Genomic DNA, 24995 nt, shown 5'->3' on the forward strand with positions numbered 1-24995 from the left:
CTCAAATGTCACCATTAACCTTCACGGGCCTGTGATCCCTCGCAGACTTCATGGCTGCAAGCACAGTCCTGAGGGCGTATATACCATCCTCACCTGTTATTTCAGGCTCCTCATCATTTATAACAGACATGAGGAATGATTTGATCTCATTCTTCAGGGGTTCCTCATGTTTTATATCCACGTCCTGGGCGAACTTACCATAGACATCCAGTCTCTGGTCTATATAGTCAACGTTGATTATACCATCAGTCCCTGTGATGGCCAGCTTCCTCCTCTTGTAGGGTGTGAGCCAGTTAACCTCGAGTATCCCGGTGATTCCGCTTTTGAATTTTGTCATTATCTCGGCATGGTCCTCGTACTCACACTTCTCTAGTATGCTCCCCATAACAGCGTAGACCTCTGCAACGGGTTCACTGAAGAGGTAGTGCATCACATCGAGGTCGTGTATGGCAAGGTCGATGGTTACCCCAACATCCTTTATCCTTGGAGGGAACGGTCCGACCCTCTTTGCTGATGCAGAGACCACGTCACCTATCACATCATTCTCAATGAGTTCCCTGGCCTTCTGGACGGCGGGGTTGAACCTTTCAACATGGCCGGTACCCAGCTTCAGACCCCTTTTGCGCGCCGTCTTTACCATCTCCTCTGCCTCCTCGAGGGTGAATGCGATGGGTTTCTCAACGAGAACGTGCTTGTCATGTTCAAGGGCATCCATGACCACTCTGTAATGGTGGGTGGTTGGCACGCATACACTGACGACCTCTATCTCGGGTATCTCCAGGAGGTTCTCATAGTCCACGTATCCAACGGTGTCATACTTGTTGGCGACCTTCTGAAGCGTTCCCTTCATGATGTCTGACACAGCCATAAGATTTGCATTTTTAAGTCTGTAGTAAACTCTGGCATGGTTGTAACCCATGGCTCCAACGCCGATTACACCCACATTTATCTGTCTCAAATATAATCCTCCATTTCTTTGGCGGCTTTTTTACCTATATCCTCTGCTTCAGCAAGAGACCCCTTAGCGGTTACCTTCCTGAGCATCTCACCTTCTCTGGTTAGAAGTACAGCGTAGAGGGTCAGCTGGTTTCCAGTGGCCCTTCCTATGACACCGAGGGGGCACTGGCAACCTGCACCGAGCTCCCTGAGGAGTGTCTTCTCAGCTGTGACCTCCTGCCGGGATGGATGGTGGGTTATCCTCTCTATGGAGCTCCTCAATTCACTGTCAGCCCTTGTCACAACCGCGAGGGCTCCCTGACCGGCGGCAGGTGTGAAGTATTCCAGTGGGAACCTTCTTTTAATGTACTCTTCAAGTCCAAGACGTTTCAGCCCTGCCTCGGCCATTATGGTTGCATGGACCTCTCCATCCATAACCTTCCGTATCCTTGTATCTATGTTTCCTCTTAGGGGCTCCATCTTAAAATTTTTTTGGTGATGGTTGCAGAATGCTTCCCTTCGTAGACTGCTGGTTCCAATCCTGGAACCGGGGGGGAGCTCGTCCCAGTCAAGGCGGGATACAAGGACCTCTGCAGGTGATTCCCTGGGCGGCACGGCTGCAATCGCAAGGTCAGGGTCCAGGTCACTGGGGACATCCTTCAGGCTGTGGACTGCAAGGTCCACCTCCTCGTTAAGGACTGCGATGTCGAGTTCCCTTGTGAATAGACCCCTGGAGTCCATGCTGTAGAGCTGGGAATCCCTTATCCTGTCGCCCTTTGTCTTTATGATCCTCTTCTCGATTTTCTCTTCGCAGACTTCACTGAGCATCTCGATGACATGGTTCGTCTGGACAAGCGCCAGGCGACTCCCCCTTGTTCCAGCTATCAAAGAATCATCTCCAGTAAACGTTAATCACTTGAGAAATTTATTGTATCCTATTATATAACTTTTCAAAAACTCCGGTTTATTAAAAATCATGTAATTATGACTACCATCAACTTTTTACCTTTTTGTGAGGTCGCCATACTCCGAGCGGTAAATGAGAACCACTGTACGATGATTTAGCCCCACCCGCAGGGCATCCTCAGGTTTCTTGAAGTAGATACCATACCCTCCGGTTTTCCTCATGATACTGTACCCCAGTTCGTCGGTGAATATGAAGTTAAGGTCATAATCGCTGAGTATCCCTGAAAGCCGGGACTCATCTATCTCCTCACAGGTAACCCCGTATCTCCCCCCCAGTATGACCACAGGGTCTGGAAGTTCCTCAGCCATTTGGAGGGTGTACTCTATGGCCCGGACGTTGAGGCCAGGGTTTATCTCCTCTATTATTGTGGTGCCATTGAGCTCTCTCATGGAGGTCCTGCCAGGGATTCCATGATAGGCTCCAACACCCCTCTGAACATCATCAACATCAAATCCGAGGGTCAGGGCGGCTCCTGCAGCTGCAATAACATTTGATAGCTGGTGTTCTGCCGGTGCAAAGGTTTGAATCTGGAATTCTGTATCCAGGAGGTTCCCCTCAATGGTTTTAAGTCCCCTGGCATGGATGATGGCCTCTGTTGACTCAAGGCCGTATTTCACCTCCTCCACGTGGAGTGTGGCCTCAGCGTCCCTCACCGAGAAGGTGTTTGTCCTGTCCCTGAAGTTGCTGTAGTACCTCCTGAATGCACCGTATTCGCAGCAGACCAGTCTGCTTCTGAATATCTGCTCCTTAGCCCTGCTGGCCCTTGAGGTCCCCCTCCTTATACTGTAGTCCTCGGCTATGTTCGTCAGAACCCCCACATCTGCCAGGCCTGTCCCACCCAGGGAGACCTCGAAGATGGCTGCACCGTAATCATGGTGCTCCGCGAGGTTCACGGTCTCAATTATGCTGGCCGGGGCTATGCTTATATCCCGCCTGAGGAGTTCATCACCTGCCCATGATCCCAGACTGCTGAGGACCAGGGGTTCAAGGCCCTTCATTATACTCAGGAGTATCCACACGGTGCTTGTTTTCCCCTTAACACCTGTCACCTCAACCACCGGCACCCTATTCTCCCTCCTCCAGGAACTGAGGAGCCATCCGGTTACCTCATGGTGGTTTAGATCTGACCTGACAGGGCAGTGTACAGGTGCTATTACTGTGGATCCACTGACAGGCCCTTCAACGGCACGGATACCTGCTTCCATCAGAAGTTCACGGTCATCATCATCGAGTGTGCCGTAAAAGTCCCAGGCCATGACCTCAGGGAAGTACTTCCTCATCTCCAGGGCTATGGTGACACCCCCATGGGTGAGGTCAGCCACGAGGGGCCTTACAATTTCAGATTCCATTTAAACAGCCTTCAACCATTTATAGAGTCTATTCCGCCCTCTATGAGCTTCTCACGGACCTTCCTGTAGAAGTCCTTGCTGAGCCTCACGAAGCGGGCCTTTCGCCCTGACTTCCTGAATATGACCTCATCCATGTGGTTGATCTCCTCCTCATACTGGCCGTCGATAACGGCGATTGCCTTCTTCCCCTTTCTGAGGAGTTTAACCCGGATTACGCTCTTGTTTGAGACCACCAGGGGTCTTGCGCTGAGCTTGAAGGGACATATCGGCACTATGAGGAAGGCTTCAACCCGGGGGTCAACTATGGGACCACCTGCCGACATGGAGTAGGCTGTTGAGCCGCTTGGTGTTGCTATGATTATCCCGTCGGCCCGGAGCTCCTCAACCACCTCATCATCAACAGATATCTCTATATGCAGCATCTTGGCTGGCCTGCGGGTCATGAGGACGACCTCGTTGAGGGCGGAGGGCAGCTCACCGTTGTGGTAGACACTCAGGAGAGTCCTCTCCTCTACGGCGTATTCACCCCTGAGGACCGCTTCAAGGGCTGAGAACACATTTTCAGGGTCAACCTCAGTTAAAAAACCAACCGTACCCATGTTTATGCCGAGTATGGGTATCTCCTTATCCTCTATGAGGCTCCTGGTCCTGAGTATCGTCCCATCCCCGCCGATGGTGAGTATAATGTCGGCCTCCATGTTCCTTATGTCTTCCCTGTATTCCCTCAGATGGGGGAGTTCCTCTGTGAGTTTAAGGTCGACTGTAATTTCAACCCCCCTGTTAAGGAGGAATGATGCCACCCCTCCAGCCATTTCAACGGCCTCTGGAACATCAAAGCGGGCTATTATCCCTATGCGCATCATATGACCTCCAGGGTCTGCATTATCTTCTTGTGGAGCTCCAGGTTTCCAGCTGCAACGAGGGATGTTCTTGCCTTAACGTTCAGGGGGCCTTCTATTTCGCCGCCCCTCTCATTTGTCACCACACCACCAGCCTCCTCCACGATGAGCTTGGATGCGGCTATATCCACTATCCGCAGATTCTCCCTGAGGTCCATGAAGGCGTCGTAGGAACCGCTTGCAACGTAGGCAAGTTCCAGTGCCACGGATCCCAGGATACGCATCCTCCTGATCACCCTGCAGATGCTGTCCACCCTCCTGAAACGCGTGCCATATATGAAGGCCCCCAGTGATGTCCTGTCCAGGGAGCTCTGTGGGGACGAATTTATCGGTTTCTCATTGAGGAATGCCCCCTGGCCTCTTATTGCCCAGTAGAGGTCACCTGTGGCGAAGTTCTTGACAAATCCCATCATGACGTTGTTAAGTGTTGGGGCTGCACCGCCCGGGTGGCGTTCTGCCACGGCCACAGATATCCCGTAGAAGGGTATGTTCCTTATGGCGTTGCTTGTACCGTCAAGGGGGTCAACAACGAAGATTATCCCTGGTTCATCCCCATCCATGTTTATGTGGAGGACGCCTATCTCCTCGCTTATTATTGTAACCGGCCTACCTGTGCTCTGAAGGACACCCACCGCCTCATCCTCTGCAACAAGGTCTATGAGCTTGGTGGGTGTACCGTCGGCACCCATCTTGATTATCTCCCCAGCATCCTCTGTCCCCACAAGGGGGGATACGGCCCTCTCGACCTGGTCAGCCATTTTTATAGCAACACTCTTCCAGTAGTAGATATCTGATTCCTCCATTCAACCCCCTTCCTGAGTTTAATCAAGATATACGACGGCTGATACAGCAGCACCACATTTCTTGACAACATGATTTGTCTCTTCTACTATTAATTCCTTTATTTCAAGGCCCCGCACCGACATCATGTATCTTACCATTGAGATGGCCTCGCTCCTCACATCCTCGGGGTCCATGTTGACGCCGGAGTTCTCAACGACACATCCAAAGTCGCTGGAGGTGGCCACAGCAACAGCGGCAGATATAATGTCCCCCCTTCTCTCTGAAACCCTGTGTGAGAGGACACAGTTCACCATTGATCCCGGCTCAAGCTCCGGGAGCTCCACTATCTTCGTGTTCCTTGGAAGTATACTTGAAACCTTTATCAGGTTCACGTCTCCAATTCCAGCCTCAAGCAGTGCGTTGTCAAAGGCGTTGAGCTTCGTGGGTCCTTCTGCGGTACCTGATGTTATAGCAACCTTCATCACAATCACTTCATGATCAGCTTACTGAATTCCTACAAAGCTTTTATATAATGTCCACTGAATTAATAGATATACATTGAACTCCCATATCACTCATTCTAACAGGAGGTAAGATTAATGTCAAAGAAAGTGGTTGAAGTTAAAACACTTAAGGTTGGAAAGTACGTGATCATTGATGGAGAGGCATCAAAGATCACAAACATCTCAACATCATCCCCCGGGAAGCACGGATCAGCAAAGGCCCGTGTGGAGGCCGTTGGGATCTTCGACAACCAGAAGAGGAGCTTCGTAAAGCCTGTTGATTCAAAGGTGGACATACCCATAATAGACAAGAGGACAGCCCAGGTCATTGCCATAATGGGTGGAGACGTCCAGTTAATGGACCTTGAGACCTATGAGACCTTCGAGACACCTATACCTGACGAACTGAGCGAACAGCTGGTTGAGGGTGTTGAGGTTGAGTACATCGAGGCCCTCGGCCAGAGGAAACTCATGAGGACCAAGGGGTAAACCCTCCTCTACCTTTCACAATTCTTGAAGGACACATGAAATGCTTCTTCACACCCATGAGCCCCTCAAATTTGCTTTTTCCACCACAGACCATGAAAGGATCCCTGAACTTTCCTTTGGAATAATGGGAGCCCCCTTTGATTCCACAACAACCTATGTGCCGGGGGCACGCTTCGGACCCATGGCTGTCAGGGAGGCATCCTACAGCTTTGAGGCATACAATCTGCGTTTCTCAGAGAAGGTAAATGTTAAAAGTTTTGATTTTGGAGACGTTGAGGTTTCTCCAGGTAATTTCATGAAAACCGCGGGTTTCATAGGGGATTCTGTAGCCGGAGTCCTGGACATGGATCTGAAGCCCATAATAATCGGCGGGGAGCACACGGTGACCCTCCCTGTGATCGAGAATCTGCCTGACCATGACTCCCTCACCGTGGTCCACCTGGACGCCCACATGGACATGGCAGATACCTACGCCGGGGAAAGGTACTCCCACGCCACCGTCATGAGGAGGGTCCATGAGCTTGGAGCTGAGATAATACAGATAGGGGTTAGATCAGCCTCAGAGGAGGAGGCTGAATTTGCAGTGGAGGAGGGTGTCCGGTGCTGCATGGCCCATGAGGTCATGGGGGATCCAGCCGGCGCCATTGAACTCATTGATGGCATCAGGGGGCCCGTCTACATTTCAGTTGACATGGATGTCCTTGATCCTGCCTATGCTCCATCAGTGGGTAACCCGGCACCATCAGGCCTCACACCCCACATCATGGAGGAACTTGTCCTTGCACTCTCAGGTAAGGATGTGGTGGGCCTTGACGTGGTTGAGGTGGCATCGGCTGGTGTGGCTGACCCGACATCTGTAAACGCAGCCAAGATAATCTACGACCTTCTAACGCTCCTCTGAATTCATCCCCCTAGCTCATTTTTCATCTGCAGGACCCCATTCAGGTCCATTTAATCCATATCCCCCTTTATAATTGGTGCTGGTCCCTGAAGATTTTATTCGTGCTCGACTTCTTTCTCCTGGCACTTAAAGATTTGGCCCCAGCAGATTTTATATAGCTTGGAGGCCAACCATTTAATTATCAGTCTCAAGTGGTGTTATCATGAATACAAGAGAGGTGGAACTAAGGGGTCATATAATTGACAGTCTGATACTCCCCCGGGCCCTTGATATAATAATGGATATGGGCGGGGACTTCCAGATACTCGAAATCGATATAGGTAAGAGAAAATCTGATCCAAGCCATGCAAGGATACTGGTGGAGGCAGAGACACCCTCACTCCTTAACCAGATACTGGATGAGCTGGGTGAGATAGGGGCATCCATAGCAGAGATAAAGGAGGTTGAACTGAAGAGGGCCCCCATGGACAGGGTTCTGCCGGATGACTTCTACTCCACCACCAACCACCAGACCTTCATCTACCATGGCGGTGAATGGCTGGAGGTTGAGGGAATAGAGATGGACTGCATGATAGTGGTTGACCCTGAGGGCAGGACAGCCCGCTGCAAACCAATCAGGGAGATAAAGAAGGGTGACCCTGTGGTTGTTGGGAGGGAGGGCATAAAGGTTGTACCTCCCGAGAGGCCCAGGGGAAAGCAGGGCGTCTTTGAATTCATGGGCAGTGATGTATCAAGTGAGAAGCCCCTCGTGACCACAATAAAGAAGATCGCATCTGAAATAACAGAGATCAAAGGTAGGGGTGGAAAGATAGGCCTCGTCGGCGGACCAGCCATCGTACACACGGGCTCAGCCCCGGTCATTGCAGAGATGATACGCCTGGGATTCATAGACGTCCTCTTCGCAGGGAATGCCCTGGCAACCCATGACATTGAATGCGCACTCTACGGGACCTCCCTTGGAGTTGATATAGAGAGGGGTGAGGCTGTAAGCAGGGGCCACAGGCACCACATAAACGCCATAAATGAGATAAACCGCGCCGGTTCAATAAGGGATGCTGTTGAGAAGGGTGTTCTCACCTCAGGGATAATGTATGAGTGCATAAAGAATGATGTGCCCTTTGTACTTGCAGGTTCAATAAGGGATGACGGACCACTCCCTGATGTCATAACCGATGTGATGGAGGCCCAGAATGAGATGAGGAGATACGTCCAGGACCTGGACATGGTCATAATGATAGCCACCATGCTCCACTCCATCGCAACCGGCAACATACTCCCATCACGGGTTAAAACCATATGCGTGGATATAAACCCTGCGACCGTCACAAAGCTCTCTGACAGGGGCAGCTCCCAGGCTGTGAGCGTTGTCACAGATGTGGGTGCATTCATCCCCATACTCCTCCACGAAATCAAGAAGATGAACGGTCTGGGGGATTGAATGATAAGGGGGAACCTCCTCAACGTCTTCACCGGCGACATCTACCCGGCCGAGATAGAGGTTTCCGGAGGGAAGGTGGCCGGTGTCCGGAGCATCAGCGGAAACTTCCCTGACATAATCCTCCCTGGCTTCATAGACGCCCACCTCCACATTGAAAGTTCAATGCTCACACCATCATCATTTGCAGCTGCAGCCATACCCCATGGCACGGTTGCAGTCATATCGGACCCCCATGAGATAGCAAACGTCATGGGCGTGGATGGCGTGAGGTTCATGATGGATGATGCTGCAGCGACACCAATGAAATTCTATTTCACAGCACCATCATGTGTACCTGCAACACCCTTTGAAACTGCCGGGGCAGAGATCACAGCGAGGGAAATAGAGGAACTCCTAAGAATGGATTCAGCGGTGGCCCTCGGCGAGTTGATGAACTTCCCTGGAGTTATAGCCGGTGATGATGAGGTCATGGATAAGATAGAGGCGGCAAGGGCCCTTAACATGCCGGTTGATGGACATGCCCCCCTCCTCTCAGGGGATGAACTATGCGCCTACATAGGGGCAGGGATATCCACTGACCACGAATGTGTGAGCCCCGAGGAGGTCCTTGAGAAGAGGAGACTTGGAATGAAGATAATGGCACGTGAAGGTTCAAGTGCAAGAAACTTGCGGGACCTTGCCGCTGCCGGGTGTGACTTCCTGGTCTCCGATGACATCCACCCCGCCGACCTCCTGGAGGGGCACATGGACAGGATACTCAGAAAGGCAGTTGATTACGGTATCGACCCTGTAAGTGCAGTGCAGATGATCACCATAAACCCTGCAGAGCACTACGGCCTCACCACGGGCGCCATAGCACCCGGGTGGTCCGCTGACTTTGTCGTGGTTGACAGCCTCAGGGACTTCAATGTTAAGAGGGTCTACATAGATGGCAGACCAGTTGCAGAAAATGGAAGATACCTCCCGGGGAGCCCATCGGGAACCAGCACACCCCCCAGGAGACTTGAGGTACCGGAATTCACGGCTGAGAGGCTGGGTGTCAGGGCTGAGGGTGATGAGGCCACTGTGAGGGTCATAGACGTGCTGGACGGACAGCTCATAACTGAGGAGTCAATTGCAACCCTGGAAGTTGAGGAAGGAACCGTGCAGGCCGACACATCCTCGGACATCCTCAGGGTATCTGTCCTTGACAGGTACGGGAGGGGTAATATCTCCAGCGGGTTCGTCCATGGATTCGGCCTCCAGGAGGGGGCAATAGCATCAACGGTTGCCCATGACTCACACAACCTCATCGTGGTGGGAGTGGATCCTGAGCTGATGAAGAGGGCGGTCGATATACTTAAAGAAACAGGAGGAGGCCTCGTGGCAGTCTCAGAGGATGATCACAGGGTCCTTAAGCTTCCTGTGGCAGGTCTGATGTCAGATGGTGACGTATTTGAGGTTGCAGATGGATTTGAGAACCTCAACACCTTCACTGAACAGCTCGGGTCACGCCTCAGCGCACCCTTCATGACAATGTCCTTCCTCTCACTCCTCGTCATCCCCAGACTGAAGATAGGGGATAGGGGCCTCTTCGATGTTGAGAAATTTGAATTTGTGGATGTTCTCGTGTCCTGATTTTCCTGGGTGAGTCCCTATATCTTTGATTCAAGGGCCTCTATTATCCTCCTCATGGCCTCCCTCTCCCTGGGGCCCCCCACCTTCCTTGCAACCCTGTTCATCTCAGAGATCCTCTCCCTGAGGACCACAGGGTCTGAAAATTCAGCCCTTGTATAGGCTATCAATGACTCAATAACAGCGTATATGCCGCGGTTGAGGACCAGCCTGAAGGTTTCAGCCCTCATAACATCACCTGCACGGGCCTTCACAACATACAGCTCCGATTCACCGAACCGGTCCCTTTTCACCACCTCCTTCACAGAGACAACCTCTGCAGTGAAGAATGCATCGGCACCCCTCAGGTGGAGGAATCCCCTGTGATGGCTGAACATATCCTCATCAAGGTCACCCAGGGTTGAATCGGTGAATATGAGGGGGTCAAGGGTCACGTTAACTGTGAAACGCCCATTCTCCAGCACATTCTCCACGGTACGGCTCCCCTGGTACAGGTAGAGTGTCACTGTATCAGCACCTGTGCACAGCACACCTATGGGGGCAGCATTCCCCACCATCGACCCGTCCCAGGTCACGACGATGGTCTCATAGAGCCTGCCCCTCTCCATATCAAGGGCCCTCAGGTCACTGAAGGAGGTGTACTCCAGTTCAGGGATTTTACCATGACTCACCTTCATATCAGCGGACAAGGGAATACCCCTCAGCCCCTGAGGACATAACCCTCTATGTCGGCGTTGATGACACAGTCAAAGTCAAGGAGCTCGTACCACCCGGCCCTGGCGAACATGTCCATGTAGCAGAGCCCCATGAGCTCCCCTCCTTCTTCAAGGGCATCCTCTATGAGTTTTTTAACATCCTCCATGTCTGAGCCAATACCCGGCATTGAGAGCCCACCCAGCAGTACAAGAACATCCACCTTTCCCGGGCTTATTTCGCCGAGTTCAACCCCATATTCGGTTAATTCAAGCTTTCTGGCCTTCCTGAAATCTGTGTTGGGTATGAATATGTTTTCCTTGTCCCGGACAGCGTATGCAAATAGCTGGGCGAAGGGTGTGCATACACCCGGAACACCTGCAAAGCCGATTCTCTCAGCATCCTTAACCGCCTCCCGGAATACACCGAGATGCTCCTTTATACCCCTGAATTCCTTTACCTTCTCCATCCAAACACCTCAAGACTATAATTATAAATTACTGATTCACATATAATTGGTTTACTGTATAATTCTCTTTCGTGATAATCATGGAGATAGAAAATGTTAGAAGGGCCCTTGAGATGATCTCATCTGAAGATGACTTCGGGATCCTCATACCAGAGGTGAGGTCCAATATTGCAATGGCGCGGAAAAATCCATGCGGCCCTGAGGATGTTGCAGCGGTTCCTGGGAGGATCACTGAGTTTCAGGGAAGGGCCTTCGCTTGCCGGGACCCTGAATACGGGGCTTCATCCCACATGGCCCGCTTCATAATAGCCCTTAATGAACACCTCCCGGCGAGGAGAAGTGCACTTAATATTAAATTTGATGAGAGTATAATCGGTATATGTGAGGATATGGGTCTTGTGGTCTCATCCTATGACCGTAGCAGGGAACCCGATAGTGTGAGGGATACTGAGGGGGGCAGCATACCATGGGGTGTTGAGGAGGCCATCAGGAACTCGGAGTCCCCTCCAGACGTCATATATCACAGGGGGGCATGGGGTAAGGAGCCAATGATAGTACTCACAGGGCGGGATGCCGTTGAGGTTGCAGAGCTTGCCATACGGATACTCAGGAAGTATAGGAGTTTAAAGGTGTAGATGATGAAGTATAGGATGTTCGATGAACTCATGGAGCAGCCGGATTCGCTTAGAAGAACCCTGGAGTCTGAAGGGGAGAGGATGGAACGCATATCCAATGAAATCCTTGAATGCGGACGCATATACCTCGTTGGATGCGGCAGTTCACTTTCAACCTGTTACAGTGCAAGGGATGCAATCGCCATGAACTATGAGGTGAGTATGGATGTTATGACCGGCTACGAGTTCTATTATCACAGGAAGATTGATTACAGTGACTCCGCGGTCATATTCACCTCACAGTCGGGTGAGACCGCGGATACCCTCGCAGCCCTGAGGAGGGCGAATGAACTGGGACTTAGAACCGTTACCATAACCAATGAGCCCGGCAGCACCATGGCATCTGAGTCCATGGAGACCATAGTGACACGATGTGGACGTGAGGAGGCAATACTCGGCACCAAGACCTACATGACACAGCTCCTGGCCCTCTACAGGATACTCTTCGGGATGTACAGTGATGAAAGATCAGATGAGATAATGGGGGAACTTGAGAGGCTACCCGGTGAGGTGGAGCATCTGCTGAGGAGAACAGAGGGTGACTGCAGGGATCTTGCAGAGGAATATGCTGCTGAGGATATATTCTACTGTATGGGGAGCGGCCCTAACTATGGGCTGGCCTACAAACTCGCCATGACGATGCTCATGGAGGGGGCCCTGAAGCATGCATGTCCACTCTATTCTGGAGAATTCAGACACGGACTCATTGAAAGGATTGAGGAGGGGGTCCCTGTTATATTCCTTGAATCGGGACTCCCGGGTGATGAGCTGACAGAAAGGGCCCTGCGTTTCTGTGAGAAACTGGGTGCTGAGAACCTTGTATTCCGGATGTCAGATTACTCTGACCTTAACGGGCTCCTGGCCCCCTTTGTACTTGCAGTCCCCCTTGAATGGTTTGTGTACTATCTGGCCCATTTCAACGGTGAGGACCCCGGCAGCACGAGGCATATAGGTAAGGTGAGATACTAGCCCATCCACTACAATTTTTCAGGGGCATTGAATACCTCTCTGTTTTCTCTTTCTTTAGAGAAAATGATGGCTGTAATCAGATGCCATGAGGGATGGGATATATCTAATGGCCAGGTATAGGGTGAGAAAGAGTTAATAAGCTTCACTGGCACCGCATTCAAAGCTGAATCTCTATCATGGTTCTGCATTGATAAAGCATTATAAAGCCTCATGGAACTAGTTAGAACATGATTTTCTACAAGCCAATGGACATGACATGCTCCAAGGACGCCCCCTCATCCTTGCCCCCCCTTAGGGGCCTGTCAGTGACCAGTGGAACACCTTAACCTGGACTATCGCCCAGATTATCCTTGTGATTATGAGGAGTATTATGCCGACAATAATCGCCTTCAAAACTTCATGCCGCGTGCTAAGATAATTCCCTTTTAATCCTGGCATTTTATCAGGGAAAAGATAGTATGTCGCGATAAACAAACCAAGAAACAACATAAACAAACCCCAAGCCACCTCCCCTTTAAACATTCCAACAACACCCCTCATAACCATAAAAGCAGAGAAAAGGAATGAGAAACAGATGTATCCCCTGGATGGGTATCCTTTCCCATCAAATTCCCATTGGAAAGTGTCACCCCTCAAAAAGAACACAAAACCAATATACTCTGTGAGGATTAGGAGAGCAACTGGTCCTGGCACCATCTCAGGAGCGAAGACAAAGGAAAACCCCGCAAAAAGGAGAAAAAAAGGGAGAAAGACGACCATGAGGGCGAGTGAAGAGGCTTTGGGAGTCCCTACACCACCTTTTTTCGGTTTTTCTCCTGTAACTCTCGTAATTCTCTCATAGAATCTATTTAGACGGTCCTCTCCAACAATAACCAAGGAAATCAAATATATAGTGAGGGTTAGGCCTACTGTGATCATTGCTCCCTCTGATGACATGATTTTTCACTTTCTCTCTCTATTTTTATATGTTTTCTGGTTTTGTAAGCTGCAGGGTTTAATGGGGTGAACTTTCTAGCGAGTGTATAACTGTTGATATTCCACTACCTTTAATCCCAGATTTAACTGTGTTCTCTATGGCTTCTCTCGCATCACGCCCAAGAGCTGCTTTGACTATACAACTTCTACCTCCTAAGATATACACAACCTTCACTTGTTTTTGCAGAAATTGACTGGTGAGTATTTTGAATGGTGAGGCTCCTATTGGCGCCTTGAAAAAGACCGCGGAACCCACTGTAGCCGCGAAATCAAGCCAATTAACAGGATTGAGCGGATCAACGAATAAACCAGATGCATGAGCTGCAAGACCCAAGCCCCCGATAATAAGCAGCAGTGCTGCTGTTGTTGGTATGCTTGCTGGTCCTGTCAGTGCTATTAGTCCTGCTGTTATTAGTATTCCGCCTGTTGTAGCTTCAGTTGATGATTTTAGAAAACTTCCAAGCCAACTGTTTACTTTGTCTGTTAGTTGGTCGTGGTAGCAGTATCTGTTGCTTGCTGTGGCTCCTCCAAGGCCATAGAAGCTGTCTTTAACTTCGCCTGTCAGGTTGATGCCTGGTAATCCTTCAACTTCAAAGTATATTTTTTGTTGGTTGAATGTTATTTGGAATTCTTTGCTGTTGAGTATTGCTTGTGCTATCATTTGGATGCTTGGAGTTGGTGTTTTGTCCTGTGAAGCTTAATTGTTCTTGGTTAGTGGGTTGGTGTAATCTCTTTGAGGATGTTGGAGGCTTCTATTCCCAGTTTTTTGGTTTGGGCCAGATGATGCAAAATTCTGCTCTAACTGCGGTTCCCAATTACAAAAAGAACACGAAAAACGTTTAGGGACAATGACTAACACTGATGATATCCCAGAGGCATTGGCTATTCTGGAGGGTGCCTACTTGGTTCGGCACAATGAAGAACTTAACAAACGTGTAAATGATGCCCTCGACCTTATATCGGCTAAAGGGGACATCGGGATCAAAGTGCTGTTGGAATGGCTATACCGCGACATGAGGTTAGTGGGTCTAACCTACAAGTCATGTTCGGCGGCGATGAAGCCTGGAATGAGTGGTTAAAGAAACGGGCAATTGTGGAGGCACTTGGTCGCGCACGTGCAAAGAGTGCAGTGCCGCAATTAGTTCCACTCGTGAGCGCCCAATGCAGGGTCCCACAGTTCTCTGAAATTCTTAGGCCCGCGGTGGTCCGAGCGTTAGGGGAAATAGGTGACAAGCGCGCTCTCGAGCCTTTGCACAACGCTCTGCACAGCGATCAAGTCAATCAAGCGACAAAAAAGGCCATTGGTGAAGCGCTTGAGAAAATAGAGGGTCACGCTCCCCGCGATCCTGCGCTCATCATAGCTCAGGCAGACTCTCTTTACAAGTCGGGTAAGAGCAAAGAAGTATTGCAAACGCTTGAGCAAATCAACTCTCGGATGTTTGACACGCTATCAAATCAGGACAAGTACTACCTCTGGTTTATGCGGGGAGAGGCCTACCGAACAACAGGAGACACAAAAAAGGCGGCCGAGTGCTATCGAGCAAGTCTAAAGTACTTCAGTGACCCATCTGCTATTGCCTACGACCGATTGCGGGAACTAGGTCAATATACAAAAGAAATTTAGAGGTCTGAATGTTTCGTTGCAACGGCGGTGTATGGTACCGATAGGCATGCTGATGTTTTACGTCTTGTGCACGTATCGCGACTTAGTGCTTCGTAAAAGTCTGTTTGGCAGAATTATTATTCTAACCTACGAACATTTTGGACCAATATTTGCGGGAATAATAAAACACTCAGCGATACTTCGCCTGCTTACCCAAATGCTGGTGGAACCGTCTGCAAAAGCGGCAAAAAAACTCTAAGAAAGCTAACCAGCAAGGATTTTGGAGAAGACGCAGAAAAATGGCAGAAGTGGGTGGGAGGAAAATAAGGGAAGGTTTATTGAGGGGAGAAAAAAACAGGGAGGTGAGACAATATGAGAAAAAGGGAAATAATCTTGATACTTGGTATGTGCATAATAATTGCAATAGGTGGTGGGTGTGTTTGGCATAAAACGCAGGAATCTACAAATAAAACGAATAAAACGCAAGAATCTACGGATTACACAAATTCATTTACTAAAAATCTGTTGGCATCCTGAACCATATGTTGGAGAAGAAGTAACTCTGACTTTGGATAAGAAAGGTTCTTTCCTGATCTTGATGTTTGGGAGCAGACTAATGTTGAACAAGGAGGCCAAGTAGTTCACTACAGGGTGGCCGTGTCATTATCATTGGGGATGTTCATAGGATTGCGTTGATGAATATCGGGCCAACCGTTAATGTTAAGGGAGCTAAAGCGATAAAGCTAACAAGGACACTCAAAAAAGGCGGTGCTCTTGGTGCAGAGTATAGTTTAGAGGCGTACAGTGTCGAGTCTATAATGTCCGCAGCGGCAGCCGGATAAAAAAAGGGAAGGTTTCCCCAAATATATTGAGGATAGGAAAAAGGAGTTAGAAATTGGAAAATAAACGAACAGTTCGTCTATCATCCCCTAATTTGATATAAAAAGCGAATAACCGTGTTATACGCAATTGGTCGCTATAAAATTTAGGAAGTGTAAAAATGGGAATATTTTGAAAAGTTGTTTGGAAAAAAAGGAAGGGTTAAAGAACCCGCAACCCCCCAAAGGCAAGCAACCAAAATTCGTTCGCAAGGAGCGGAAAGGAGACAATACATACGAGATCTATAAGGGAACGGACGCCTGAGTCGGCTAGAGATTTTCTTCTGACGAAGCGGGTCGATAAGAAATCCTACTATACGCTAAAAAATGCTAAAGTCAGGAATGAGTTTGGGAATAGGGATGGTTTCTATGTAATTTCACCCTCCATTGGGGTTTATGATTTTTATTTTGTCTTTTTCTAGTGCTTTGAATTTTTCTTTTGTTTTCTGTGTGTATAGGGTAAACTTTTTCTGGTTCTATTTCTCTTATTGCTTCTAGTATCTCTGGACCTGATGCGTGACCTGATGCATGCATTCCCTTTTCTAATTGAGCAGAGGTGCGAAGCACAGCCGTATGTCCGCTGTTATATGACCGAGCCGAAGGCGAGGAGCGAAGCGACGAAGCGTTGGCTTGAGCACACCATAATTATTTCCTTTTTAACTCTTCCAATATCTCTTTGTTTGTTTTTACTACTTCTTGAAGTGCTTTCTCTATTTTTTCGCACATCTCCCATGGTTTGAAATCTCCTTCGCCCATCTTTCCACACATCTCTTGCATCATTTTCATCATTGGCATTCCCTCACTACCCATCATTTTGGACATCATCTGTGGCATCATTTCCGATATATCCATTCTTTTCATCATCTCCTCCATCATCTCCTCCATCATCTTTTGCTTTTCTTCTTTAGTCATATCCGCAAAGAATTTTTCCATCATCTTTTCCATCATTCTTTCTTTTTCTTCGGGTTTCATTTTACCCATCATCCGTTCTCTATAATTTTTTCCATGAAAGATATATTTACCATCTCCCTTTTATAAGTTTTAAATCTTGTGTGCGAAAGCCTGGCAAGATCCTTCTATTGCTTCTTTTGGTTAGTTTTTCTAGGATGATTTCGAGTATGCTCCTGTTTTGCAGTCTTTTTAATTCGTTTTGTAGGCGGCTGACTTCCTTTTCCCTTTTCTTGCAGACCTCTTTCAGTGTTTGTATTCATTTTTTAGTTTGTCATGATCTGTTTGTAATTGGCTTAGTTCTTTGTTGAGTTTTTTGTTTTTTTCTAGTAGTTTTTGGTATTTTTCATGGGTTTCGGTGAGTTTTTGGAATTGGGTTTTGGGTGTTATTATTACTTTCTCTTTGCATTTGAAGGTTTTTGATTCGATTTCGTCTTTTTTAGGTTGATTGTGTATTGTATTGTTCTGTATTCTCTTTTTTTGTGTGTATTTTCGCTTATAACACCGATGATGATGATGTACTCTATAAATTTCATATTGTATTCTATTGTAGAATCTACTGTAGAATTTTGACTTTCTATTAGATTCTATTGTATTCTATTGTAGAATTTTGGCTTTCTATTGTAGAATTTGCGGTATTATCGAGTATTGCTTTTAGGCGGTTATATTATGGTTATAACCCGATTATAACCCATCATAACCAGCAATTTTTATCCCATGGAAAACCGGCAGATCATAATTCCGTCCACACGACAAGAGTAAAATAAGAAGTTAAGCAACAAAACATTTGGATTTAGTTATAGCTGGTATTAGATTCCTTTTTGAATGGTTATAATTTTCAGGTTTCACCAATATATGGTTTCACCAATATATAATATTTTTTCACCACTAGCATTTTCTCTCTTATTTCATACTCCTACACATACCATACTCCTACACATACTGATGTATGATGTTTTATTCCATGACAGGAAATGAGAGAAAGAGAGGCCCATGTTATGTCTCTGCAAAGGTCTCTCCTTGATTTACAGGAAATGAGAAAAAAGGGGCCCATATTATATCCTATTCCATGCAAAAACCTTAGAATGTGTTTTTTCTCTCTTTTTTGGGACAATCAACAATATTAGAAAACTTAGGAGAAGATCATCCAATATCACCTATTTAGCCGCTGAAACGAGTCAAAAATGCTAAAGGAAAGCCGATCATTATTCTTAGCAGCGTAAAATGTAATATAATCCCCTTGGGAAACTCCATGCGAAGTGTTGAAAGGAAAAACTGGAGAACATTCAATCAATAAACTAAAATGGGGTTTTCAGAGCCTAACAGAAAATGGAAGGGGGATTCACCCCCCATCTTCTTCCTTCAAGTCCGGGCATCCGAGACTAGGTATTAAGTTAATAGTGTGGATTTAAGGTTTGATTCTATCGCGCTTTTCATTACAGAGCCCGACTAAAATTTTATAAAAGTTCATTTGATATAATTTTTTATGGATATGTTGGGGATGAACGTATAACCCCTATAGGTAATGAAAGTGGCGGTTATGAAAGCTCATTTGGGCATGTAAGTGATTTTTTGGTGGTTTTTTAAGGGAGGTAGACACTACAGGTGAACCGAAAAGTTTCACTATTCCTTATTATGAAGGTGGTGAACTTAGAGCATGGGCTAAAGGTACCGTATATAAAGTCTCTAGGAGTGAAATAATAGTAACTCTTAAGCACGTTACTGAAGTGAAAAAACTTGAAGAAGAGATTGAGGAAAAAGAACAATATAAATCAATATTCGAGAACACAAACTCAGCAACAGCCATACTAGAAGAAGACACCATAATATCACTTTGTACAGAGAATTTGAGAAGCTAACAGGCTATTCCAGGGAAGAGATAGAAGGTAAAAGGAGTTGGACAGAATTTGTAGTAGGGAAGATTTGGAAAAAAATGAAAAGGTATCATAAGTTGCGCAGAAAAGACCTTGGATTAGCGCCCAGAAGATACACCTTCAAGTTGCGTGACAAGCAAGGGAAAATCAGACATACAAATGAACATAGGCATGATCCCTGGGACCGGGAAGAGTGTGGCTTCACTTATTGATATTACTGAGCTTAAAGAGGCTGAAAGGAAGGTTAGAGAAAGTGTGGAGAAGTATAGGGCTGTTGTTGGAACTGCACCTTTTGGTATAATAATATTAGACAGAACAGGGAAGATAATCGAAGTCAATGAGAAAATATTGGAACTTTCCGGGCTCAAAAGGAAAGATTTGGTAGGTAAAAGTTTATAAAGATACTCCCCAAGATTAAATTGAGTTTCAAAGGTATTAAATGGAGTCTTGAGGATATAGTATCTGGATTTAGGGATCTTATAAAGGGGGTGACGATAAAAAGTGGAATCATAACACTGACAAACATTAAGGGCGAGCAAGTTTCAATCATACCTTATGGCGCACTCCTAAAGAAAAACGGTAAAATAATAGGTTACTCACTTATCCTAGAGGACGTCACCAAACAGTGCAAAACAGAAGAAAAAATCAGGGAATCCTTCAGGGAGAAGGAAGCATTATTAAGGGAAATACATCATCGCGTAAAAAACAACCTGCAAATCATCACCAGCCTACTAAACCTCCACCACTAGAATAAAAGATGAAAAAGTCCGTAGACTACTTCAGGAAAGCCAGGGAAGAATAAGAGCAATATCCAGGTGCACGAACACCTCTATCAAACAGAAACACTAGCACAAGTCAACATCAAAGAATACATAAAAAAACTCCTAGAAGACCTGACAATATTCTACAAAGCCAAAATCAAAAAAGAACTAGAAATAGAAAACATACAACTAGACATAGACACTGCCGTGCCATTAGGCCTGATAATCAACGAACTCGCCACCAACAGCATCAAACACGCATTCCCAACCGGCAAAGGAACAATAACAATAAAACTCACAACCAAAAACAATAAAATAGAACTAACCGTGGCCGATAACGGAATAGGCATGCCAGAAAACATCAAACCAGAAAAAAACAGAAACACTAGGCCTAAAACTAGTAAACCTCCTAAAACAACTTAACTGAAAAATAAACCTCAAAACAAAACCAGGCACACAATTCAAAATAGCAATCCCCCAACAGAAAACCTAAAAAGAATAATCCAAAATTTCAATATTCATTTTGGCGACCTTTTAGAAGCATCTCTCTAAAGTCAATCAACAAGCGGCAGTAAGTTCATGCCGGAGATAGGATACACCCTACATAGCTTTTTATGCCGTCTATACCACTCTATACATCTAAATCATATTTTGATGGGGATGTTTTTCAAAAAACTCTTTAAACTCTTTTTTATGAGATACTATCATTTATTAGTATCATTTATTAGGCCAGTTTTAGTATTATTCGATAAGATTATATTTAATGTTGGATAAAGAAGAGGCTGATGTTTGGTATCGTAGAGTATTTAAGTAATATTGTTATTGGGTTCATCCAAGAAACAGGATATTTTGGAGTTTTTATATGCATGGTACTTGAAAGTGCATGCATCCCACTACCTAGTGAGGTTATAATGCCATTCAGTGGATACGTAGCATGGAAGGGTACTATGAGCATCCTTGGGGTTACATTTGTAGGGGCTCTAGGAAACCTTGTAGGTTCATGGATAGCATATCTTGTGGGACTTTATGGTGGCAGACCATTCCTTGAAAAATATGGTAGGTATATTCTCATCACAAAGAAAAAGCTTGAAATGGCCGAGGAGTGGTTTGCGAGGTATGGTCATGAGGCGGTTCTAATCTCAAGGATGCTTCCTATTGTACGTACATTCATCTCATTACCAGCTGGGATAGCGGAGATGGACTTGAAAAGGTTCACAATCTACACTTTCATAGGATCGGTGCCATGGTGTTTCGCCTTGACATATGTTGGATACAATCTGGGTCCCAGCTGGTCGACCATAGAATCCATATTTCATCTTCTTGATTATGCTATTATCATAGGATTGGCCTTGCTCCTAATCTATTTATGGAGAAGGTGATTTTCTATTCATAACTTTTTTTTGATTGGGAGTTTCTCGTAATATTCGTTGTAGCCTAGATGGAAGTGTGGAAGTTCCCTTTTGAGCTCTTCTTCAAGTTCTAGTATCATCTGGTATTCCTTGGGGTTTACATAGGCTATTAGTTTATTTTCCCATGCTTTTGGACATTTTAAACTGCAGGGTATGAAACCTGATGGTAGTATGAGTGCGTATGCGTCTTCTGGGATGTCCATCTCCTCTAATTCTTTCAGGTAACCTTCATCTATTGCGAATCTTGTTTCTTCTGAAAAGCTTTTCATGCAACATTCTGGGTAACCTAGTAGTCGGCCTATCTGGTAGTCGTCGCCCCGGTATCATAAACGTGTCCTTAGGGGTGTCAGCAACCGATACTATTATCGGTTTTGTCCGGGTCCATGTTATATTCTTTGCTATTTCGTCTGCTAATTTGTCGTGTAGGTATATCATTTCGAGTGCTGCGAGTGTTGTCCCATAGGCTGCTTTTATGGTCCCTGGGGTTTGGGGTTTTCTCGTGAGCCATTCCCTCAGCAAGTTATCTGATATTTTTGTTGTTGCCACTGTGTATGATACTATTCCCTGGTAGCCTGCATCTATCATTCCAAGCTCTGGATCATCATAGGCTCCGTTGTATGTCCTGTTAAAAGGTTTGATGTGGTAGATTGTGAAGTCGCGGTTTACTGGCGCGCCCCCGAATGGCAGCCCCATTATCGTCTTCTTAGCTTCTCCTGGATAATCTATGGTGATATGGAGGGTGTCCTTTGCAAGTTCTTCAAGATGTTGTAGGGTGTAGTCACGTATATCATCCCCTGTGAGATTGTTGAGATATTCCAAGCCATATTGGTGGATTTGCCATAACATCTGCCCCTCTGTGGTTCCTGTGAGGTTGTTTAGTTTTAGGATGGCTAACTGTGAAACTATATCATTATAAAATTCTGAGGCATTAATCTGTTCGATCTTATCTTTGATGGGTATCCAAGCCCCATTAATGTACCTCCATTAATGTACCTTTTTGTGCATATTGTTTGTCCGTCGACTATGATGCTTATCTCACCTTCAAAGGGCGCCGTCCTCCTCCATGCAACACTTATACCCTTAGCCGGACCATCAACAGTAACTGGCAGCGAAACCCTGAAGGGAACAAGGCCCAAATCATAAACCTCAGGGACTGGCTCATACTCCCAGACATAAGGATCGCCATAATTTACCATAAAATATTCTTCAGGAGACATCCCATAGATTTCATAAAAGTCGTGTAATTTATCCAGATTAAGTACAGGCCCCCCTGTAAAGGCTGTTGAAGTTAAGGTAAGAGAACATCTCACAGGTGCGTCTTCTCCGATGATGTATGTTGCTGTTTGTTGCTGGGCTTTGTTACCATTTTTGTCGATTGCGTAATAGTTGATGGTGTGTGTGCCTTCACCGAGACTTATTGTTGCTATTCTATTGCCTGTGTAGCTCCTCCCATCTACCTGGTAGTTGATCCGGGGGTTGTTGTCTTTGTTGTCGGTTGCTGTGATAGTCACCGTTATCGGATGATCATATACTCCAGGATCAGGAGATATACTTGTAAGGGGTGGTGTGGTGTCTTTGGTTATGGTTTCTCCTATTCCAGTGGTTTGTGTTATCTGGATGCTGTCTGGTAGTTTGTCTGTTGTGTTGTAGTGGTTTATTATTTTTGCGAAGGTGTAGATTAGGGTTTCGTATCTGATTTGTCCTATCTTTGTTGTGGCATAGTTTGGCGATCTTTTCTTGGTTTCTATGAAGTTTTTAATGTTCTGGGCTGTCTGTAGGTACTCCTGTTTTGTTAGTGTTCCTGTGGTTGACCCTGCAGGTTTTGTAGGGGGTTGGATGCTGTTGAATGTTATCTCAACTCTTTTGTTTTGGTTGAGGTTTATTATCGTGTTGGAGGCGGCGTAGAGATAATCATCTGCTCTTATGGTCTTGTTCTCATATTATAGTCTGTTGGGATATCTTGCCCTGCTGTTCTTTGTAGTTTTTGATTAGTTTGGAGGCGTCGGAGGATCTCATTGTAGTTGAGACTGACCGCCTCAGCACCTCCTGCAAGACAAAAAACAAGGACAGAAGCTGCCAGGACAAACACAAACCGTCTCAATAATAAACCCTCCCAGTAGTCTCCAAACAACAATATAATAAATTATAACATAAAACGATTACTATCTTATCATAAACAGAAAAAACATTTTAATGATCATCATCCCTTAATGTCATATATTAATAATTGGGTACCATCAGAGCCTGACAAAGAAACCCTAGATGTCATATCCGCAATGACGAGAACTAATCCAGGACAAAGAAACCAACAAAAAACGGTTCACATGGGCAAGTAGAGCCTCATGGAACTAGTTAGAACATGATTTCTACAGAGCCATTTTTTTGAAAAAAAGAGTTGGTGGTGGTTTTATTCCACCTTGAGGGTCTGTTTCTTCTTGACCTCGACCTTTGGAAGTTCAACTGTCAGGACACCGTTTTCAAATTTGGCCTTAGCATCTTCTACCCTTATCTTTTCAGGTAGCCTCATCTCCCTTCTTGCTTCACCGTACTTCCTTTCCTTCTTGATGAAATTGGCCTCTTCGATTTCCACTTCCTCCTCGAAGACTGCTGATATGGAGATGGTGTTCTCTGTCAGTTCTATGTTGATGTCCTCCTTCTTTACACCTGGAAGGTCGGTTTTGATGATTATGGCGTCATCTGTCTCCATGACGTCCATGCTGAGTTTTTCGGGTATGTTCTCTGCGTACTCTGAGATCTTCTTCTCAAACTCCCTCTGCATCTCCTTCATGTTCTTTATCATGTCCTCCATCATCTTCTCAGCCATCAACCTTCTTTTCTCGAACATTGTCATGGGCTTCTCGAGTTTCTTTTTCATATAACCCCTCCAGTTTTTTTATTATCTTGGAGACCCCTCTGCCCTCGAATGCAGAAACTTTCAGTGGATCTTCAACCATATTAATATATTCTTCCAGATACTTAACATTTTCTGCAAGGTCCATCTTGTTGAATACCGTGACCACAGGGATGTCAAAGATGCTCCTTATGCCGAGGTAGAGGCTGTACTGGTTTTCAAGGGTGTATCCGCATGTCTCAGAGGCGTCAAAGATGAACATTATCACATCGGCTATGTTCTCAAGGGCCACCATGGCCTGGAGTTCTATGTTGTTCATATCCTCAACGGGTCTGTCCAGGAGCCCCGGCGTGTCTATGACCTGTATCCGGTTCCACTTCCGCTCCAGGTGACCTATCTGGATCCCCTTGGTGGTGAAGGGGTAATCTGCCACCTCAGGCTCTGCACCTGTGAGGGTCCTGAGGAGCGTGGATTTCCCGACGTTCGGGAAGCCTGCTATGACGACCGTGAAGGCGTCAAGGTCCACCGTGGGCATGTTCCTCAACTTATTCTTTGCAAAGTCAAGAAAGTCAAGGTCGCCCTCGATCCTCTTTATAACTGATGATATCCTTCCGAAGGCTTCCCGCCTCAGACGGGATGCATCAGAGGGCTTCGAACGTTTTATACGGTTCATGTAGTCTGATTCAAGCTGGTTAAGTATTCCAACGGCCCAGTTAAGCGCCCCGAGGGATTTTTTGAGTTCATCCACCCCCACTGTCACGTCGATGTAGTCCTGGTAGAACTCTGGAAGGGACTCTATATCTGGTATCCTCTGGATTATCATCTTCAACCGGTCCCTTATGACCTGGCATGCGGTCTGGACACGTGTTGATTCAATGATCTTGGCCTTCTTCTGGCCGGGAATCTTTGAACTCCTCTTAAGGGATGCGGCCTTCCTGGCCCTCCTGAAACCCTTATCAAGAAGTTCATCTGTGGTTGGAACTGTGGGTATAATCATAAAATCACTCTCATT

At 46.5% G+C, this 24995-nt stretch carries 28 protein-coding genes and 2 pseudogenes; 12 read left to right on the top strand and 18 right to left on the bottom strand.

Annotation, left to right across the window (positions count from 1 at the left end; all coding sequences use genetic code 11):
• Position 1: 1 nt before the first annotated feature.
• The 6 genes from DNK57_RS06690 to DNK57_RS06715 form a co-directional block, all read right to left on the bottom strand.
• A complete protein-coding gene (locus tag DNK57_RS06690; protein ID WP_192962188.1) occupies positions 2-958 on the bottom strand; it encodes a Gfo/Idh/MocA family protein in 957 nt (318 codons plus the stop codon).
• On the bottom strand, positions 955-1824 hold the full coding sequence (gene hemC, locus DNK57_RS06695) for a hydroxymethylbilane synthase (RefSeq protein WP_084126193.1): 870 nt from the start codon (positions 1822-1824) through the stop codon (positions 955-957). The genes DNK57_RS06690 and hemC overlap by 4 nt, the downstream gene beginning before the upstream one ends.
• 114 nt (positions 1825-1938) lie before the next feature.
• A complete protein-coding gene (gene cfbE / locus DNK57_RS06700) occupies positions 1939-3252 on the bottom strand; it encodes a coenzyme F430 synthase (RefSeq protein ID WP_192962189.1) in 1314 nt (437 codons plus the stop codon).
• 11 nt (positions 3253-3263) lie between these two features.
• On the bottom strand, positions 3264-4115 hold the full coding sequence (locus DNK57_RS06705) for an NAD(+) kinase (RefSeq protein ID WP_192962190.1): 852 nt from the start codon (positions 4113-4115) through the stop codon (positions 3264-3266).
• On the bottom strand, positions 4112-4954 hold the full coding sequence (locus tag DNK57_RS06710) for a bifunctional fructose-bisphosphatase/inositol-phosphate phosphatase (RefSeq protein ID WP_192962191.1): 843 nt from the start codon (positions 4952-4954) through the stop codon (positions 4112-4114). Before DNK57_RS06710 ends, DNK57_RS06705 begins: the two co-directional genes overlap by 4 nt.
• An 18-nt stretch (positions 4955-4972) precedes the next feature.
• Positions 4973-5416 (bottom strand): pyruvoyl-dependent arginine decarboxylase, encoded by a 444-nt coding sequence (locus DNK57_RS06715; RefSeq protein ID WP_192962192.1) that lies wholly within the window; start codon positions 5414-5416, stop codon positions 4973-4975.
• 117 nt (positions 5417-5533) lie between these two features.
• On the opposite strand from DNK57_RS06715, the gene eif5A reads away from it, so the two are divergent.
• The 4 genes from eif5A (at position 5534) to ade (ending at position 9882) form a co-directional block, all read left to right on the top strand.
• Entirely contained in the window at positions 5534-5926 is a 393-nt protein-coding gene (eif5A, locus tag DNK57_RS06720) for a translation initiation factor IF-5A (protein ID WP_010876502.1), read from the top strand.
• Between the two features lie 40 nt (positions 5927-5966).
• A complete protein-coding gene (speB, locus tag DNK57_RS06725) occupies positions 5967-6827 on the top strand; it encodes an agmatinase (RefSeq protein ID WP_192962193.1) in 861 nt (286 codons plus the stop codon).
• Positions 6828-7029: 202 nt separating this feature from the next.
• Positions 7030-8265, top strand: coding sequence for an ornithine cyclodeaminase, nickel-pincer nucleotide-dependent (locus DNK57_RS06730; protein ID WP_192962194.1), 1236 nt, complete (start codon positions 7030-7032; stop codon positions 8263-8265).
• The gene (ade, locus tag DNK57_RS06735) at positions 8266-9882 is read left to right on the top strand and encodes an adenine deaminase (RefSeq protein WP_192962195.1); all 1617 of its coding nucleotides are present in this window, start codon (positions 8266-8268) and stop codon (positions 9880-9882) included.
• Positions 9883-9899: 17 nt separating this feature from the next.
• Here ade and DNK57_RS06740 read toward each other — a convergent pair whose 3' ends face one another.
• Complete coding sequence (locus tag DNK57_RS06740) at positions 9900-10568, bottom strand: DUF447 domain-containing protein (protein WP_052457332.1); 669 nt, start codon at positions 10566-10568, stop codon at positions 9900-9902.
• A gap of 11 nt (positions 10569-10579) precedes the next feature.
• Positions 10580-11041 (bottom strand): DUF2124 family protein, encoded by a 462-nt coding sequence (locus DNK57_RS06745; protein WP_048175539.1) that lies wholly within the window; start codon positions 11039-11041, stop codon positions 10580-10582.
• An 80-nt stretch (positions 11042-11121) separates the two neighbouring features.
• Between DNK57_RS06745 and DNK57_RS06750 the strand changes: the two genes are divergently transcribed.
• Together DNK57_RS06750 and DNK57_RS06755 are read left to right on the top strand one after the other, a co-directional pair.
• Entirely contained in the window at positions 11122-11676 is a 555-nt protein-coding gene (locus DNK57_RS06750) for a thiamine-phosphate synthase family protein (protein WP_226891138.1), read from the top strand.
• 3 nt (positions 11677-11679) lie between these two features.
• On the top strand, positions 11680-12684 hold the full coding sequence (locus DNK57_RS06755) for an SIS domain-containing protein (protein ID WP_192962197.1): 1005 nt from the start codon (positions 11680-11682) through the stop codon (positions 12682-12684).
• A gap of 291 nt (positions 12685-12975) precedes the next feature.
• On the opposite strand, the gene DNK57_RS06760 is transcribed toward DNK57_RS06755, so the two are convergent.
• Both DNK57_RS06760 and DNK57_RS06765 read right to left on the bottom strand, forming a co-directional pair.
• Positions 12976-13620 carry a hypothetical protein gene (locus tag DNK57_RS06760; protein ID WP_192962198.1) on the bottom strand — a complete coding sequence of 215 codons (645 nt, stop codon included), beginning with the start codon at positions 13618-13620 and terminating at the stop codon, positions 12976-12978.
• 58 nt (positions 13621-13678) lie between these two features.
• Complete coding sequence (locus DNK57_RS06765) at positions 13679-14320, bottom strand: hypothetical protein (RefSeq protein ID WP_192962199.1); 642 nt, start codon at positions 14318-14320, stop codon at positions 13679-13681.
• Between the two features lie 336 nt (positions 14321-14656).
• On the opposite strand from DNK57_RS06765, the gene DNK57_RS06770 reads away from it, so the two are divergent.
• Complete coding sequence (locus tag DNK57_RS06770; RefSeq protein WP_192962200.1) at positions 14657-15283, top strand: HEAT repeat domain-containing protein; 627 nt, start codon at positions 14657-14659, stop codon at positions 15281-15283.
• A gap of 1193 nt (positions 15284-16476) precedes the next feature.
• On the opposite strand, the gene DNK57_RS06775 is transcribed toward DNK57_RS06770, so the two are convergent.
• Together DNK57_RS06775 and DNK57_RS06780 are read right to left on the bottom strand one after the other, a co-directional pair.
• Positions 16477-16674: an MBL fold metallo-hydrolase RNA specificity domain-containing protein gene (locus tag DNK57_RS06775; RefSeq protein WP_192962201.1), complete on the bottom strand. Its 198-nt coding sequence runs from the start codon at positions 16672-16674 to the stop codon at positions 16477-16479.
• 111 nt (positions 16675-16785) lie between these two features.
• Positions 16786-17124, bottom strand: coding sequence for a hypothetical protein (locus DNK57_RS06780; RefSeq protein ID WP_226891139.1), 339 nt, complete (start codon positions 17122-17124; stop codon positions 16786-16788).
• Positions 17125-18922: 1798 nt separating this feature from the next.
• Between DNK57_RS06780 and DNK57_RS09385 the strand changes: the two genes are divergently transcribed.
• From DNK57_RS09385 to DNK57_RS06805, 5 genes and pseudogenes are all read left to right on the top strand, one after another.
• Positions 18923-19174, top strand: a complete 252-nt coding sequence (locus DNK57_RS09385; protein WP_192962203.1) for a PAS domain S-box protein — start codon at positions 18923-18925, stop codon at positions 19172-19174.
• Positions 19092-19361, top strand: coding sequence for a PAS domain-containing protein (locus tag DNK57_RS06790; protein ID WP_320056876.1), 270 nt, complete (start codon positions 19092-19094; stop codon positions 19359-19361). The genes DNK57_RS09385 and DNK57_RS06790 overlap by 83 nt, the downstream gene beginning before the upstream one ends.
• Before the next feature lie 89 nt (positions 19362-19450).
• A pseudogene (locus DNK57_RS06795) lies at positions 19451-19852 on the top strand (histidine kinase dimerization/phosphoacceptor domain -containing protein); the annotation flags it as partial.
• 54 nt (positions 19853-19906) lie between these two features.
• Positions 19907-20146, top strand: coding sequence for an ATP-binding protein (locus DNK57_RS06800; protein ID WP_394354494.1), 240 nt, complete (start codon positions 19907-19909; stop codon positions 20144-20146).
• A 362-nt stretch (positions 20147-20508) separates the two neighbouring features.
• Positions 20509-21102 (top strand): DedA family protein, encoded by a 594-nt coding sequence (locus DNK57_RS06805; RefSeq protein WP_192962206.1) that lies wholly within the window; start codon positions 20509-20511, stop codon positions 21100-21102.
• 8 nt (positions 21103-21110) lie between these two features.
• Here DNK57_RS06805 and DNK57_RS06810 read toward each other — a convergent pair whose 3' ends face one another.
• The 6 genes and pseudogenes from DNK57_RS06810 to DNK57_RS06830 all read right to left on the bottom strand — a co-directional run bounded on the left by DNK57_RS06810 (position 21111) and on the right by DNK57_RS06830 (position 24980).
• Positions 21111-21401, bottom strand: coding sequence for a DUF483 domain-containing protein (locus DNK57_RS06810; RefSeq protein WP_192962207.1), 291 nt, complete (start codon positions 21399-21401; stop codon positions 21111-21113).
• Complete coding sequence (locus DNK57_RS06815; RefSeq protein WP_192962208.1) at positions 21361-21951, bottom strand: hypothetical protein; 591 nt, start codon at positions 21949-21951, stop codon at positions 21361-21363. The genes DNK57_RS06810 and DNK57_RS06815 overlap by 41 nt, the downstream gene beginning before the upstream one ends.
• 83 nt (positions 21952-22034) lie before the next feature.
• Positions 22035-22643 carry a hypothetical protein gene (locus DNK57_RS06820; RefSeq protein WP_264291561.1) on the bottom strand — a complete coding sequence of 203 codons (609 nt, stop codon included), beginning with the start codon at positions 22641-22643 and terminating at the stop codon, positions 22035-22037.
• 213 nt (positions 22644-22856) lie between these two features.
• Positions 22857-23057: pseudogene (locus DNK57_RS09390) on the bottom strand (hypothetical protein); the annotation flags it as partial.
• A 482-nt stretch (positions 23058-23539) separates the two neighbouring features.
• On the bottom strand, positions 23540-24007 hold the full coding sequence (locus tag DNK57_RS06825; RefSeq protein ID WP_226891141.1) for an Hsp20/alpha crystallin family protein: 468 nt from the start codon (positions 24005-24007) through the stop codon (positions 23540-23542).
• Positions 23949-24980 (bottom strand): NOG1 family protein, encoded by a 1032-nt coding sequence (locus DNK57_RS06830; RefSeq protein ID WP_192962209.1) that lies wholly within the window; start codon positions 24978-24980, stop codon positions 23949-23951. The genes DNK57_RS06825 and DNK57_RS06830 overlap by 59 nt, the downstream gene beginning before the upstream one ends.
• Between the last annotated feature and the right edge of the window lie 15 nt (positions 24981-24995).

Source organism: Methanothermobacter thermautotrophicus, from assembly GCF_014889545.1.
Lineage (GTDB): Archaea > Methanobacteriota > Methanobacteria > Methanobacteriales > Methanothermobacteraceae > Methanothermobacter > Methanothermobacter thermautotrophicus_A.